This is a genomic window from Nocardia fusca NBRC 14340, assembly GCF_001618425.1.
GTDB lineage: Bacteria > Actinomycetota > Actinomycetes > Mycobacteriales > Mycobacteriaceae > Nocardia > Nocardia fusca.
Genome location: NZ_BDCU01000022.1, coordinates 42,192 through 55,746 on the forward strand (window position 1 = coordinate 42,192; position 13,555 = coordinate 55,746).

Consider the following 13,555-nt stretch of genomic DNA (forward strand, 5'->3'; position numbering starts at 1 on the left):
GCGATCCTCACGGCGTAGCTGACCTGGCCGGAGGAGAGAGATGGCCGAAACCGAGGAACGGCCCACCGTGAAGCTGGTCGCGGTCTGCCGCCGTTGTCATGGCTGGCTGTTGTCGCCGCGCTCAATCGCCGAAGGGATCGGGCCGACCTGCGCGGTCCGTGAGCGGGCCGAGCAGCGGGCGGCTGCGGCTCCGCCGCCGCTGGCTTTGTTCGACGTCGCGGCGTGAGACCCTCCGGGGTTCACCGGTAGCGCTGCTGGGCTGAATGACTGGACCTGTATCCGGCTGGGTGTCACAGGCCGTATCCGTGGCTGCGGCTGGGCCCGGAATTGGGGGACGGGCCGCTGCGGTGCATCCGTATATCGACGGCCCGGCCGGCCTGGGCGCGGGCCGACCCGCCGAACATGTCATCGATATCCCAGTAGGGGTGGGGTTCGGACGCTTCGGGTGGGTGTGAGAGCGCGTCGCGGAACGCGACATGCCAGGCCTCGGGGTCGTGCGCGTCTTCGTGGGTGCTGCCGGGGGCGTCGTCGCGGAGGGCCTCTTCCATGCGGCGCTGCGGTTCGGGCATGTCGATGCGGCGTTGTTTCTCGTCGAGCATCTGTTGCATGCGGGCGCGGAGCTGCTGGTCGGCCTGTTCGTGGTGGGCTACCCGCTGTTTCTCGCTGGCTACTCTCTCCAGGCGCGAGGCCCGTTCAGTCTCGTAGTTCTCGATGAACGTCTGGGCTTTGGTGAGTCTGGTATCCCAGTTGTAGGAGGCGCCCGCGGTCTTCTCGGCCTTGGTCTTTGCTTTGCGTGCTGCGTCTTTGGCCTTCTCGAATCCGGCCTGGGTTTTTTCGTAGCGGGCCAGGCTTTCGTCGTGCGCGGCCTGGCGGTCGGCTTTGAGCCACCACTGCCAGCGCTTGACCTCACCGAGCAGTTCTCGGGCTGTCCACCACTGTCGGTGGTCGGCTTGTGCGACCTGCTCCCACTTCTCCCGGGTGCTTTCGGCTTTGCGGGCGGCGGTGATGTCTGCGATTTTCGCTTTCTCGCGGTCATGGATCTTGTCGAGGTCGCCGACGGAGGTCTGGGCGGAGGCGAGGTCTTTGTTGGCCCGCCACCGATCCCGGTTGCTCTTGCGCCACTTCTCGTAGAGCTGGAGCCCCTTGATGCCGAGCAGGAACTCGGGGGTGGCGCGCAGCGGGTCGGCCTGGAGATACCGGCGGAGATGTTCTCGGTCACCGGGTTCGCCGCGGGTGTCGGTGAGCCGCCAGTGCAGGGCGGCCGCCGGCTGTTCGTAGGGCAACGGTCGCAGGGCGGCCGCGGCCCGGACGTCGGTGGCGGTGTCGTGGCCGGTGTCCTGGGCTTGGGACAGCTCGGCGGCCAGCACCGGCCAGTACGGGTCGCCGAGTAGGCGTTCGTCGACCTCACGCGCCAGCGGCGCCCACCGGCGGGTGTGGGTGTCGAGGCTGCCGATCTTCTCGGCGACCGTGGTGTCGAGGCGTTGCTGGGCGGTGCGTTCGGCGGTGGGGTAGCAGGGCGGTCCGGTGGGGCGGCGGTCGCTGTCGGGTACGGCGTGGGCGTAACGCCAGATGGCCAGTTCGGCGAGCAGGTCGGGCCCGACTCCACCGATCGCGGCCGCCCACGTCGGCGCGCTGTCCGGGGTCCAGGCGCGGGCGGCGCGGTCGATGTCCTTGACCGCGTGCGCGATCGTGAACCACTGGCCTTGCAGGTATTCGCCGTAGGTCGGTTCGGTGCGCAGCTGGTCCGGGAGTGCGGGCAGCCAGTCGATCGGTCCGCCGCCGGTGGGCCGGCCGATCCGCCAGTCCAGCACGGCGGCTTTGTCGTCGGCGGTGTCGAGCTCGCGAGCGTTGACGGCGGTGGTGAGTTCAGCGATCGGGTCGCGGCCGTCCAGGGCGACCAGGTGCAGGGTTTGGCGCAACACCGGCCAGGCTTCTTCGTCGGTGATCCCGGGCACCAGCCGTTCGGCGGCCGCGGTGAGCCGGGCGCGGCGCTCATCGCCCAGGACCGCAACAGCGGTGAGGCCGAGGGCATCGAGGTAGGCGTCGACCGCATGCGCGAACTGCCGGCGTGGGTCACTCGCTTCGCGGGCAGTGGTGGTCGCCGAGGTTTGTGTGCCGTCGCGAGACAGGATCTCGGTCATCAGGTCCAGCGCGGTCGGCGGATGCAGGGCCCGCCAGGCGTGGGCGTTGTCGAGGTCGTCGACGGGCTCGGCGGTCGCCAGGTACAGGTGGGAGCCGTTGCGGGCCCGGGTGGCCAGCACGTAGAGCTGGGCGCGGGATTCCCGGCCGGTGAGTACTCCGTGGCAGGTGTCGACGGTGAGGCCTTGGGCGGTGTCGATGGTGGTGGCGTAGCCGAGGTCGACGTGTTCGGCGACGTAGTCGGCGGGCAGGGTGACGTGTTTCCCGGATCCCAGGTGGGCGGCGGTGATCCGGCCGTCGTTGTGGACGGTGCGGACCTGCCAGCGGTAGCCGTTGCGGACGTGGTCGGTGCGCGAGATCCACAGCGAGTAGTTGTTGCGGCGGGTGGTGATGATGTCGCCGGCCGAGGCGGCCAGGCCGTCACCGAGCCGGACTTCGGGCCCGGCCGGTCCGCCGGTTCGGGTGAGTCGTTCGTCGCGGGCCAGGGCGTTGAGCTGGCCGACCAGGTCGCGGGTCGGGGCGAGCAGGATGCTGTCGCGACCTTGGGCGGTATCGGCGCGCCAGCCCCGCCAGGCCGAGGAGACGGCGTCGCCGAGGGCGCCGACATGGATCCGGTTGTGGTCGGCGTAGTAGGCGATAGCGGCCGGATCGCCCTCGCGCAGCGCGAGGCTGGCAGCCTGCTCACCGGGATCGGAAAAGCGCACGACACGGGTGAGGGTGGGGGCCCCGGCGTGGTGGACGATATCGCGGATCACGCCGCCGGCGGCCACCGACGCCAGCTGCCGATCATCGCCGACCGCGCGGATACTGGCACCACGTTCCAGCAGCCACGACACTGCCGAGTCCAGGGCCAGGGTGGGGGTTTTCGCGGCCTCGTCGAGGACCACCATCGTGTCGGGCCCGATCGAGCGCACCCACTCGGGCAGTTCGGATTCGGCCCGGTCGGTGCGGGTGAGGGTGAGCAGCATATCGACGGTGGCGCAGTGGTGGCCGAGCTCGTCTTGCAGGTTCGCCGCGGCCGCGCCGGTCGGGGCCAGACCGACCACAGTGCCTCCGTCGCCGGTCCAGGCCCGGGCCAGGGTGGCGACCGCAGTGGTTTTACCGGTACCGGCGGGCGCGATCGCGACCTGCAGCCGAGCCCCGGATCCGGCGAGCTCGCGGACCATGGCCTGTTGTTCGGGGTTGAGTTCGGCGCCGTCGTGGTTGGCCGCGAACTCCACCAGGGCGGCATCTACTGCGGTCGTAGGGAGGGTGCGGCCGCCGGTGCGCAGGCTCGCCGCGATCAACCTTTGTTCCGCGGCGACGATTGCGGGGCTGGTGAAGAGCTGGGCCTTGGTTGTGGTGTAAACGGAGGTGCCGTCGCTGCGGGCCAGTACCCCGGGCGCGGTCTCCGGGTCCGGGGTGCCGCGCGGGATCGACAGCGGCGGCGCGAGCGCGGCCGCCAGGACCGCATCGACGGTGGTGGCCCACTCGTCCGGATCGACCAGACCTCGGAGCTGGCGTTCGGTCTCCGCACGTACGTGGTTGAGTTCCCAGGTCGCCCGGGTTTCGGCAACTACCGCCACGACCTGGGCGGCGACTGCGCCCGGGTCCACGGGATCGCGGTCGGGTGCCGGGCGATTCAGCGCCTCGGCCAGCATCGTCTGGACCGTCTCGGGGCCCAGGACCTGGGCGGCGTCGGCACGCCACTGCTGGCGCTCCTCGGCGCGGGTGCGGGCTTCGGGCTTGTGACCTCGGGTTTTCAACGTGGCCTCTTGGGCCAGGTCGTAGAGATTGTCCGGGGTGGGCTCGCGGCCGTGATCGGCGATGAACTGCGCGGTGCGGCGGGTGAGTTCGGCGTCGATCGCCGCTGACCGTTTCGACCATTCCTCGGTCAGTCGCAGGTCCACACCCTCGACTTCGCGGACCGGGCGTTTCCCTCGGCGGGCGGTGCGTTCGGTGAACTGCATCCCGAGCCGAATCTCGAGATGGTGTTCGAGTCGCGTGTTGTACATCTCGGAGGCGGCGACCTTGAACCGGTACATCGCGCGGCCGTCGATGCACCCCCATTGCCCGTCGAAGCGTTTGACCAGGTTCGAGATGACGACGTGGGTGTGCAGCAGTGGGTCGCCGGCGCGGGAGGAGCGGTGGTCGAACAGGGTGGCCATCAGCCCGAGCACTTCGACCTGGCGCACGCTGTGGCGACCCACCCGGGTCCGCAGCACATCACGCTCGATGAAGGCGATCACGTCACGGATCGCGGCGTGGTGGGCGGCCTCGATCTCGGCGGCGACCTCGCGGGATGCCAGCGCCCACACCGCTGCCACGCTTTTCACCGGCGTGAATGTGAGGTCGAACCCGGACACCGTTTTGCGTGAGGGCCGCGAAGCACGCGCTACCCAGCCCGACAGTTCCTGCGCGTTCAGTGGCGCCCGACCGGTTTCCACGGTGAACATCTCCACGGCGACCTCGGTGGCGATCCTGGCCCGCTGCACCGCCGGGACCGGGGCGTACTCGACTCGGCCCTGCTCGGCGTTGTAGGCGGCGTAAGCGCGGGTGCACTCCTGGCGGTAGGAGTAGTCGGCCTCGGTGTGGACGCTGAACGGCCGGCCCAACCGGGCCATCCGGATCGCTGAGAGCTTCGCCGCCCTGTACGAGATGCCCTCGGCCATCAGCGCTTCGATCTGGGCGGCGATCACCGCGTCGGCGTTCGGGTGCAGGCCGTGCCCGAACAGGGCCCGCATCTGCGATTCGGTCACCCGCTCGCCCTCGGCGATACCGACCTCGCTCAAGCCCGATCCGATCCAGCGGCCGGGAGCCTCACCGCGCTCGCTGTAATAGCTCGAAAGATCCTGTGTTGCGCCGCGATCGTCGATGTCGTTGGTCGCGATGTTGCGAAGGTAATAGCGGAACCCGTCTCCGGTACCGAGTTTCGCTAACGACATCACTTCACCGAAAGTACGCCCGAAATCGGAGGTTTCGCCGTGATCTTTTCGTGACCTGGGAGCACCAGGTGTGCTGGAAAAGTTATAGAGAGGATGAATTAGAGGAGGTAGGTGGCTGTGAGAGAGGTTGATGGGAGGGAGATTTGAAGTGAGGGGAAGGGCAGGGAAAGGAAAAGGATGGCATACAGGAAGTGTGGAATTAGGGATAGGTGAGAGGTAGCTCCCTCCTCCCCGGACCCACCGATATTGCCGGCCTCGGCTTTTCGGCGGCAAGGGCCGCAGGCCCGCGGCAGTACCTCCCCCACCGAGCCGGGCCGGGAGCGGAGGCGCGGCACCTGTCGGTGGGCCGATGCACCATCGAGGGATGAGCGAGCACGACGCCGTCAACACCGCCAACGCGAACGCGGCCCGCGCCGCCGGGTGGCCGGAGACAGGGTCGCCCAAACAGGTCGAGTGGGCGATCACCATCCGGGCGGACAAGATCCGCGAGATGCAGAACTCCAACATGAAGGGGATCGACCACGACTGGTACCGGGAGATCATGCTCCGCGAGACCTCCGCCGGCGCCTGGATCGACAGTCTCCGCCAGCCCTGGCAGGCCCGGTTCATTGGCAGCCTCACCCATGAGGAGCTGGAAGGGCTGAAAGCCAAAGCCGTGCAGGACGCTGCGCCGGCGGAGTGAGTCGCCGAACTTCTGGCACGGTGCCCCGGCAACGAGAAGGTGGCGCGGACCTACGCGGTCTGCGCCACCTTCGCTGTGTTCAGTTGGTCGGTGTAGCCGATCCGGTAGCCGGGGCTACCCCTTTCCGGACTTGTTCTTCGTCGGGTCCACCAGCTTCCAGCCCTGGCCCGGCTTCGACGTCGGCGGCAGCTTCTTGCCCTTCACCCCGGTGGATTCTTTGCCGGTATGACCGCCGCGCGGGCCGACCTCTTCGTACTGCCCTGAGTTCGGAGCGGTATTACCGGGCTTCAATGGTTTCTTGGCAGGCACGATGGCCCTCCTTGTGCATGCTGAATGCCGCCCACCGCACATGCGATGAGCAACGAGGAGATGGCGCGATATGCCGCCCAGGGCCCGAAGGCTGGGCGGCATACGCGAGTTCAGGGGACTACCGCGGCTTCACCGGGCGAATGGTGATCTTGCGCACCGGCCCGGGCAGCGTGATCGTCTTCTTCTGACCCGGTCGGATCGTGATTCGACGCGTGCTCACCCTCTTACCTCCTTCCCGCCGATTCCGTGCCGGCGGGCTTCCCAATCCCTACTGGGCAAGCCCATCTGCGGTACGTTGGCGGGGCACCCCATCACAAGTGCATTGCCAACGAGCCTCACGCCGGAGCCCCCGATGTGAGGCTCGTTCTGTTCAAACGCTTCGACGAGATGAAGACTACCCCTTGGGGGTCGAATCGCCGAGCGCCACCACAACTTGTGTTTCACGCGTCGAATGCGCTACGAAACGCAAGTTTTCGAGATCACTCGACCGCGTGCGCCGAACGGACTTCAGTCACCGCAGCGATCTCCCCACCGGATCTGCGGGCGCCCTCGGGACCAGGCCTCGGCGACACGCCGATTCCGGCACAGAACCCCATCGGATCACCGCGTTACTCTGGGGCCGAACACTATTTGCGCCGCTGGCCGCGGGCCGGGCTCTTGAGACCATCCACCCGATTCGGTTCCGGAGGCCCCGCCATGCTGGCATCACGCTATCCAGCTCCACCCAAAGTCCGAGGTGGCAGGCTGTTTCATCCCCTTCACCTATCTTCTGCGGCCATGCACACGAAAGATCGCCGCAGCATCGCGGTTTCCCCTGCCTGCACCCGGAACGGATGGGGGCAGGCATGAATCTCTCTCCTGTGGTGATCGCACTGGTCGCCGCCACCGTCATACTGTCCAGCTGCATAGCCGGTCTCGGCGCGGTCATCCTGGCGCAGCGCCGGAACCTGGGCGGCACAGTCGCCATCGGCGCGGGGTTCGCGGCGGCGGCCACGGCGCTGCTCGTCGGGTGCTCGGTGGTCGGGATGATCGTCGACCTGTCCTGAGGATCATCCGCTTCGGTGTATGCGACCCTGAAATACGAGAACCGGCCGGGTAACGGCCGGCCGGTTCTCTTTCATTCGGGGATATCAGGCGTCCAGCATCCAGAACCAGGGTGCCTGCTCGTAGCGCAGCCGGTCACGCGGGCGCCCGCTGTCCACCAGGATGTCGTCGACCTGGCGGCTCAGCGCGAGGTCACCGGGTTCTGACCACATCGCGGTGGGTTCGACGGAGAACCGTCCGTCCAGCCCGAACCACAGGCAGACATCCATGTACGGGTAGAGGCCGTGAGCGTCCAGGAGCTGGTAGGCGGCGGTGATGCTGTTACCGCTGGCGCCCATGTTGGCCTCCAGCATGCCTTGGTCCCAGGTCAGATGGTCGGGGTCTGCGGTGATCAGCGTGGGCCAGTCGATCGGGTGATCAGTGCGGGCCCAGTTCGGCCACGGGCCTTCGGGGAGTTCCAGCGGTACGCCGGCCAGCGCGGCCGCCAGCGGGCCCGGCATCTCCAGCAGCAGTTCCACCGGCAGCAGGAACTCGGCGCCGTGCCCGCACGATCCGCCGCCCTCGGCACCGCCGAACGCGGCGACTCGCAGGGCGTCGGCCCACATCACCGTCTCCTGGCCGAAGTAGGACCGGCACTCGTCCCAGTCGCTCTGCGCGATATCCAGCACCTCCGGGTCGGCGGTGCGGAGGTTGTTTTCCCAGTTGATCACTGGTCTTCCTTTCTTCGGTTTCCCGGCGCCCGGTCGAGCGCCGGCGGTTCTACGGGTCGCGCTACAGCAGCGCGTACTGCTCCTGCTCCTGGCCGAGGTATCGCCACTCGATCCGGGTGACGGTGCTCTCCGGGGTGCAGCCCTTGTGACTGCCGCAGAAGAATTCGATGAACTCGGCCGGGCTCATCTCCGGGAACCCCTCGGCCAGGACCTCATCGGCAGTGATCTCGTCGAGGCGTTCCCGACGGACCGCGAGCACCCGCACATCCACGATCCGCACCAGCGGCTCACCGCGGCGACGGCCCATGACCTTGCGGCATAGGGTCAGCCGGTCTCCCGGCTGGAGGACGTGCCACCCCATCCGCCGGGTGACGGTTTTGCTTCATGCTCGGACCTGGGGTTCGGTCAGCGCTACTGACATGAGCCGTGCCATGGGCTCACTCCTTCTCTTCCATCTCGATCTGGGTCTGTTCTGCGTCCTGGGCGAGGTAGCGGTACAAGGTGGCCCGCGAGACCCCGAATGCCTCGGCGACCTGCTCGATGGGCTGCTCCTCGCGCAGCGCGGCCCGGGCCATGGCGAGTTGGGCCGGGCTGAGCTTGCGCGGCCGGCCGGGCTGTTTGCCCTGGGCGGCAGCGACTTCACGCGCGTGAGCGGCCCGTTCCCGCATGAAGACGCGCTCCATATGGGCGAACAGCGCCAGCATCGCGACGCTGAGTTCGGCCATGCCTGAGGTGTCGGTGGTGTCGATCGGCAGCGGGTCCCGCAGGGTCTTCACCCCGATCCCGCGCTCGGACAGGTCGTGGATGACGTTGAGACACTCGCGCAGGTTGCGGCCGAGCCGGTCGAGGTTGGTAGCGACGATCGTGTCGCCCTCCCGCGCGTACTTCAGCATCTTCTTGAATTCGGGCCGGTCGACCGTGGCGCCGGTCTTCTTGTCGGCGTAGACCCGGTCGGCGTCGATCCCGTGTTCGGCGAGTGCGACGAGCTGGCGTTCGAGGTCCTGGTGGGTGGTGGAGACGCGGGCGTAGCCGAGATCCATCTATGCGACCACCTGTCCATTCTGGGCGTGCACGCTGTCGAGTGCTCGCGCGAACAGCAGTTCCTCTTTGTGCCGCAGCGCCACCCCGCGTTGTGCGGTGTGGACTGGTCCGCGACGCCCGTGCACGAGCACTCCGGCCTGGTGGAGGTGGGCGTGTATGACCCAGATCCCGGCGAGGTTGAATTCGGCGAGCGTCAGGGTCCGCGGCCGGCGGGGCCCGGTGGCGATCCAGAGACCGGCGCCATATCCGGCCAGTGCGTCGAGGGTTTCCAGCGCGGTCGCGGCGCGGGTGGCGGTGGAGACGAATCCGACGATCGAGACGGCCGGGCGCGGTGGTGGTGCGCCGAGATCGGCGGTCCATGCCTCCCAGAGAGCGAGGGTGGACCGGTCGAGCTCCGGACGCTGGCCCGCGGTCACGCGGTCGGCCCAGATGTGGGCATCGATGGTGACCATCGGGTGCACCGTGTAGTCGCTGACCTTCGTCCTGGGAAGTACGACGCCGTTCCATCCGGCCGCGCGAACTGCGTCGCGGACGTGGTCGGGTACGCCGGTCGGAGCCGAATTGCTTGTCATACCTGCCTCGCTCACCTCGAAACTGTCTCATAATTTTACCATGTGACGAGATTTTGAGACGGAATTTCGAGATAAGAATATGCGACTAGTTGACGTGGGATTACCCTCCGGCACCGGCGGTCTCGGCCGGGTGTCTCGAAACCTTCACACAGCTCATGTCAGGTTTTTTGCAGGCATAGGCGCCCGTGCCCGAAGCTGCACCCCGCGTGCGGCGACCGCGGAGATCGGCGAAGGCGTTACGAGTAGGTACCAGATTGACCGGCACGTGAAAACTGCCATCGGACCAGCGGGTTCACGATGCTCGGGTGTGGGTTTGGCGTGGGATGGTCCGCCTGATAGCCTGTCTCATCAGGAGGATCTGTGTCCTCAACCAGCCTCAGTCTGCGGACTGAGGCTTTTTGTTTCCCACAATCGAACCAACATCTGAAGCCCTCGGCGCCGTGCCGGGGGCTTTCGTCGTTTTCGGAGGTCTCTTGTACAGCAGCATCGTTCATGCCCTTAGTTCGACCGCGGCAGCCGGTGTATGGCCGGCAGTCCTCTTTCTCGCCGCCATCACGCTGGTGACGGTTACTGCCTTGTTCCGGGCACCACGAAGCGAGGCTTCGAGTATCTTCGCGGCGTTCGCGGCCGCGTTCGGGTTCCGGCGTCTCGGGAGGCAGGGCGAGGAGGCAGGTCCCAGCGGGGATCACACCCCTTTGGCCACGGAATCTTCCATGCAGTCGATGGAGTCGGGAGAGACCGAATGAGCGAGCGCTTCGCGAATCGCGGTCCAGTGGAAAGGGCGATCACCTCGTCGGAGGCTGCGCAACAGTTCTTCCGACTCTTCACCGACAATTTCGAACGTGAATTTCGTTCTCCAGAGACGCAGAACGAAATCGAACGCCTACGCCAAGCGGCTGGGAAGTGGCGTCAAGACCACATCGCACGGAACTTCCGGAGCATCGTGTGGGGGATCATCCTGGCGATACTGAGCCGCAGAGGAGAGCTGAGTTCGATGCTCGCTGAGCTGGACTCCGCCGCGCGTGATCGAATGCTCCAGCGGATCGGGGACTTCGCCGCGGATATCGCTGAGCCCACCATCGGGATAGAGTCGATGCCGATCACCTGGTGCGAGCACCATGGCTACACCTCTTCACTTGGGCGTCGACGCTGCCAGGAATGCCCGTGTGAGCTGCCTGTTCGGTACAGTCTCGATCGGTCGGACACTGAGATCTGGACCGAGATCATCTACCGCCGACGCATATACCCGCAGGCGCCGGGTCGACGTCCCAAGTACTGCAGCAATGCCTGCCGACAACGCGCATACCGGCAGCGGCTGCGGGTCGCCAAGATCCAGCAGGCCAGGAAGTGAATGTGGTTCGGGTCGTACCAAAGCCCGGGCCCCAGTAACCCGAGTCTGTCAGCCTTTTGTGGTCATCTCCGGAAGGTACTTGTACAGGGTGGTCCGCGAGACTCCGAGCAGCCGCGCGATCGAGGACACCGACTCGTCGGGCCGGGTCAGCAGCGCGCGGGCTTGCCGGATCTGCTCCTCGCTCATGGCCGGTGGCCGGCCGAGGCGCTGTCCGCGGGCCCGGGCGGCGGCGAGGCCTTCGTGGGTGCCCTCGACGATGAGCTCGCGGATGAACTCGGCCAGCGCAGCGAAGACATGGAACACCAACCGGCCACCGGGGGTGGTGGTGTCGAGGGCTTCATGCAGGGACCGGAACCCAATACCGCGGCGGCGCAGGTCGGCCACGATCGAGATCAGGTCCTGCAGGGAGCGGCCGAGGCGGTCGAGCGATTTATTGGACAGTTGGAATGCTTCGGTAGGGCGGATGACGAGTCGCGGGACCGGGCACAACTGGTAGAAAGGCTCGGTGCCACCCGAATTCACCGCGCCGTATGGCCTGGAATGGTCGTCTGAGCTGGCAAGAACTGTCGTGCGGGTTCTGAGTGGCCTGGTCGATACCCATGGTGACAATCCGATCCAGGCTCCCTACCATTTCGCTGTAGTCAGCCGCATCCTCGCAGGCAGTGCAGATACCGAGTTGGTCGAGAACGCCGACACCGTCGCTGCCGCACTGAAACTGGGGAAAATTCAGTGGGCTCGCCTGGTCGGACGGATAGGGGGCGTGGCCCTGCGAGCCGTTTCCCCGGTCGTCTCCGATGAAGAGCGGACCGCACTGCTGCGTTTGCTGGAGGTGTGGTCGCATACCCCCATGGCCGACCGGACCGCCCGGTTGCGCCGCGGGGCGACGAGAACTTCGACCACCTCCATCCGGACCGGGACCGGCGCAGTAGTGGTTCTCGGCCTGGCTTACTCCGGTGGCGCGCCCCGGCCGTTCGTGGACCGGGCATTCGGTCCTGACGACCCGCCGATCCTCGGCGAGGTCGACCACGTCGCCGAGGCGCCCCTGGTATGGGGCGATGCCGATCAACTCGCCCGGCTGATCGCATCGGTTCGGGAGAACGGACCGATCCGCTGGGATCGGAAGGCGGTGGATTTCCTCGCCGAAGCCATCGGCGTACCCCGGGGGACCGCGGCGCTGTTGCTGGCGGGGGCCCTCATCCGTTCCACCGGTGGCGGCGAATTCCCGACCGTGCACCAGCGCAAACGCCTCGGGCTCACTGTCGGCGAGGTCGAATCCGCGGCAGCGAAGGAATTCCGTGGACTCGACTGTGACACTCGGCTGGACCTACTCGCGACAGCTCTGCCCGAGGACCCGGAAATTCTGTGGGAGTCCGATGGTCTTCACCGCGTCGCCGAACGGATAGTGCCGGTCTGGCATCAGAGGTTCGGACGCAGGCCCGCGGTGCCGGTGACCACTCTCACGGCCGTCGACTCACTGCACTGGAACACCCCGGCCGGCGAGCTGTCCTCCTGGCTGGCCGAGCCGCACAACGAATCATTGCTGACCGATGATCTACCTACCTGGGTGAACGATTACGGGAACGGATGCAACCCACGTGCTGAATGGGTGCGCTTCACAGCGATAGTCGAGTCCGTCACGGCCGGCCTGCGCTTGGCCTACGCCGAGCTCCCCGCCGGTGACCCGGTGCGCGATGGCGTTCCACAGGCCCGGGACCTGCTCCTGCGCCGTCTGGACAATCCCGGCCTGCTGCTGCGCAGCCCGGCCCGCCACCTGGATTCGGACACCGTAACCGGCAGATTCGGCACCACTCCCTATCTTCGCCTGGCCGAACACGACGCCGATTTCGTCGACGACGGGCTCACCATCATTCGAATCGACAGAGCGGGAAAGCCCGAACTGTTCTTCCGGCCTGCTGAACTCGACAAAGACGAGCGAACCGATCACCTCGACCGCACCGTAACCGACCACCTCGATACCGATCTGGCCCGAGTCCGCCGACTGCGAAGTGACGCGGCCCAAGCCCTGGCGCAACGCATCCGCGCCAACGCTCTACCCCAAGGAGACTACGAAACCAACCCTGCGGCTTCCGCACCTGATCTGGTACGGGAGGCCGCCGACGAGCTCGGCTCGACCACCGACGCCGCCGCGCTCTATCTGCAACTTCTGGCCCTTAGCGAACCCACCGATCACAATGTCCGCACTTGGAACCACTGGAGCCGGACCCGGCACAAGAAAGCCGGCACCGAACTCCTGGACCGGAAGCTGGTGGTGCACGGCTCACGAACCCGCGCCAACCGCACGCTGTTCCTACCGGGCGAGTGGATCGAATACGACTGGCTCGGCTCCGGCTCCCCTCGCGAAAAGTTCAAGGATAACCTGACCGCCGCCGCCGAAACCGCCGATCGCCCCGTCGGTTTCGACTGGTGGCTGCTGCCGGCCCGCTTCGCCTTCGCCTGGAACAACCGCCCGACATCCTGACCGAGCTACCTGGCGGCCTCACCAACCGGTCAGAAGAGATCCCCGATAAAACCACATCCCTTCCCCGATGCGCAGAGGTGAGGTGCCTGCACACCGGGGAAGCTCGACGAAGGGCCCACCGGTTCGAACCAGATCGCGACGAAAGCCTGTGCGCACCGGATGTCCCTGAAACGCGCTGCGCAGCCCTGTCTATATAAGGGCTATTTCTGGACGGTGAATGCGGATTGATGATCGCTGACCAGCGAGAATTCCCTTCGGGGTGTCCATTAATGCATCGTTTTACGACACCAGGTCGACCAGCTCA

General features: G+C 66.8%; 12 protein-coding genes. 5 read left to right on the forward strand and 7 right to left on the reverse strand.

Going from position 1 to position 13,555, the window contains the following annotated elements; translation table 11 throughout:
• The first annotated feature begins 40 nt into the window (after window positions 1-40).
• Entirely contained in the window at window positions 41-226 is a 186-nt protein-coding gene (locus tag NF4_RS12960; RefSeq protein ID WP_063127601.1) for a DUF6011 domain-containing protein, read from the forward strand.
• A 64-nt stretch (window positions 227-290) separates the two neighbouring features.
• Here the strand turns inward: NF4_RS12960 and mobF are convergent, their stop codons facing one another.
• Window positions 291-5,063: a MobF family relaxase gene (gene mobF / locus NF4_RS12965; protein WP_063127602.1), complete on the reverse strand. Its 4,773-nt coding sequence runs from the start codon at window positions 5,061-5,063 to the stop codon at window positions 291-293.
• Between the two features lie 364 nt (window positions 5,064-5,427).
• Between mobF and NF4_RS38585 the strand changes: the two genes are divergently transcribed.
• Window positions 5,428-5,745 carry a hypothetical protein gene (locus tag NF4_RS38585; protein WP_063127603.1) on the forward strand — a complete coding sequence of 106 codons (318 nt, stop codon included), beginning with the start codon at window positions 5,428-5,430 and terminating at the stop codon, window positions 5,743-5,745.
• 114 nt (window positions 5,746-5,859) lie between these two features.
• Here NF4_RS38585 and NF4_RS36495 read toward each other — a convergent pair whose 3' ends face one another.
• Window positions 5,860-6,054, reverse strand: coding sequence for a YjzC family protein (locus tag NF4_RS36495; protein ID WP_157120264.1), 195 nt, complete (start codon window positions 6,052-6,054; stop codon window positions 5,860-5,862).
• Between the two features lie 845 nt (window positions 6,055-6,899).
• On the opposite strand from NF4_RS36495, the gene NF4_RS12975 reads away from it, so the two are divergent.
• Window positions 6,900-7,100: a hypothetical protein gene (locus NF4_RS12975; RefSeq protein WP_157120266.1), complete on the forward strand. Its 201-nt coding sequence runs from the start codon at window positions 6,900-6,902 to the stop codon at window positions 7,098-7,100.
• Window positions 7,101-7,184: 84 nt separating this feature from the next.
• Here the strand turns inward: NF4_RS12975 and NF4_RS12980 are convergent, their stop codons facing one another.
• The 4 genes from NF4_RS12980 to NF4_RS12995 all read right to left on the reverse strand — a co-directional run bounded on the left by NF4_RS12980 (window position 7,185) and on the right by NF4_RS12995 (window position 9,421).
• Window positions 7,185-7,808 (reverse strand): hypothetical protein, encoded by a 624-nt coding sequence (locus NF4_RS12980; RefSeq protein ID WP_063127605.1) that lies wholly within the window; start codon window positions 7,806-7,808, stop codon window positions 7,185-7,187.
• 61 nt (window positions 7,809-7,869) lie between these two features.
• A complete protein-coding gene (locus tag NF4_RS12985; RefSeq protein ID WP_063127606.1) occupies window positions 7,870-8,115 on the reverse strand; it encodes an ASCH domain-containing protein in 246 nt (81 codons plus the stop codon).
• A 130-nt stretch (window positions 8,116-8,245) separates the two neighbouring features.
• Window positions 8,246-8,848: a recombinase family protein gene (locus NF4_RS12990; RefSeq protein WP_063127607.1), complete on the reverse strand. Its 603-nt coding sequence runs from the start codon at window positions 8,846-8,848 to the stop codon at window positions 8,246-8,248.
• Window positions 8,849-9,421, reverse strand: a complete 573-nt coding sequence (locus NF4_RS12995) for a hypothetical protein (protein ID WP_063127608.1) — start codon at window positions 9,419-9,421, stop codon at window positions 8,849-8,851.
• A gap of 742 nt (window positions 9,422-10,163) precedes the next feature.
• On the opposite strand from NF4_RS12995, the gene NF4_RS13005 reads away from it, so the two are divergent.
• Entirely contained in the window at window positions 10,164-10,772 is a 609-nt protein-coding gene (locus tag NF4_RS13005) for a hypothetical protein (RefSeq protein ID WP_157120270.1), read from the forward strand.
• Between the two features lie 48 nt (window positions 10,773-10,820).
• Here the strand turns inward: NF4_RS13005 and NF4_RS13010 are convergent, their stop codons facing one another.
• Entirely contained in the window at window positions 10,821-11,294 is a 474-nt protein-coding gene (locus tag NF4_RS13010) for a recombinase family protein (RefSeq protein WP_084533093.1), read from the reverse strand.
• Window positions 11,295-11,340: 46 nt separating this feature from the next.
• Here NF4_RS13010 and NF4_RS13015 point away from each other — a divergent pair, with 46 nt between their 5' ends.
• On the forward strand, window positions 11,341-13,251 hold the full coding sequence (locus NF4_RS13015; RefSeq protein WP_063127611.1) for a hypothetical protein: 1,911 nt from the start codon (window positions 11,341-11,343) through the stop codon (window positions 13,249-13,251).
• Window positions 13,252-13,555: the final 304 nt, after the last annotated feature.

What these genes read in the sequence shown, in the direction of transcription:
- NF4_RS12960 (WP_063127601.1), top strand. Translation starts at nt 41, where the DNA reads ATGGCCGAAACCGAGGAACGGCCCACCGTGAAGCTGGTCGCGGTCTGC.
- NF4_RS12990 (WP_063127607.1), bottom strand. Translation starts at nt 8,848, where the DNA reads ATGGATCTCGGCTACGCCCGCGTCTCCACCACCCACCAGGACCTCGAA.
- NF4_RS12995 (WP_063127608.1), bottom strand. Translation starts at nt 9,421, where the DNA reads ATGACAAGCAATTCGGCTCCGACCGGCGTACCCGACCACGTCCGCGAC.
- NF4_RS12975 (WP_157120266.1), top strand. Translation starts at nt 6,900, where the DNA reads ATGAATCTCTCTCCTGTGGTGATCGCACTGGTCGCCGCCACCGTCATA.
- mobF (WP_063127602.1), bottom strand. Translation starts at nt 5,063, where the DNA reads ATGTCGTTAGCGAAACTCGGTACCGGAGACGGGTTCCGCTATTACCTT.
- NF4_RS13005 (WP_157120270.1), top strand. Translation starts at nt 10,164, where the DNA reads ATGAGCGAGCGCTTCGCGAATCGCGGTCCAGTGGAAAGGGCGATCACC.
- NF4_RS38585 (WP_063127603.1), top strand. Translation starts at nt 5,428, where the DNA reads ATGAGCGAGCACGACGCCGTCAACACCGCCAACGCGAACGCGGCCCGC.
- NF4_RS12985 (WP_063127606.1), bottom strand. Translation starts at nt 8,115, where the DNA reads ATGGGCCGTCGCCGCGGTGAGCCGCTGGTGCGGATCGTGGATGTGCGG.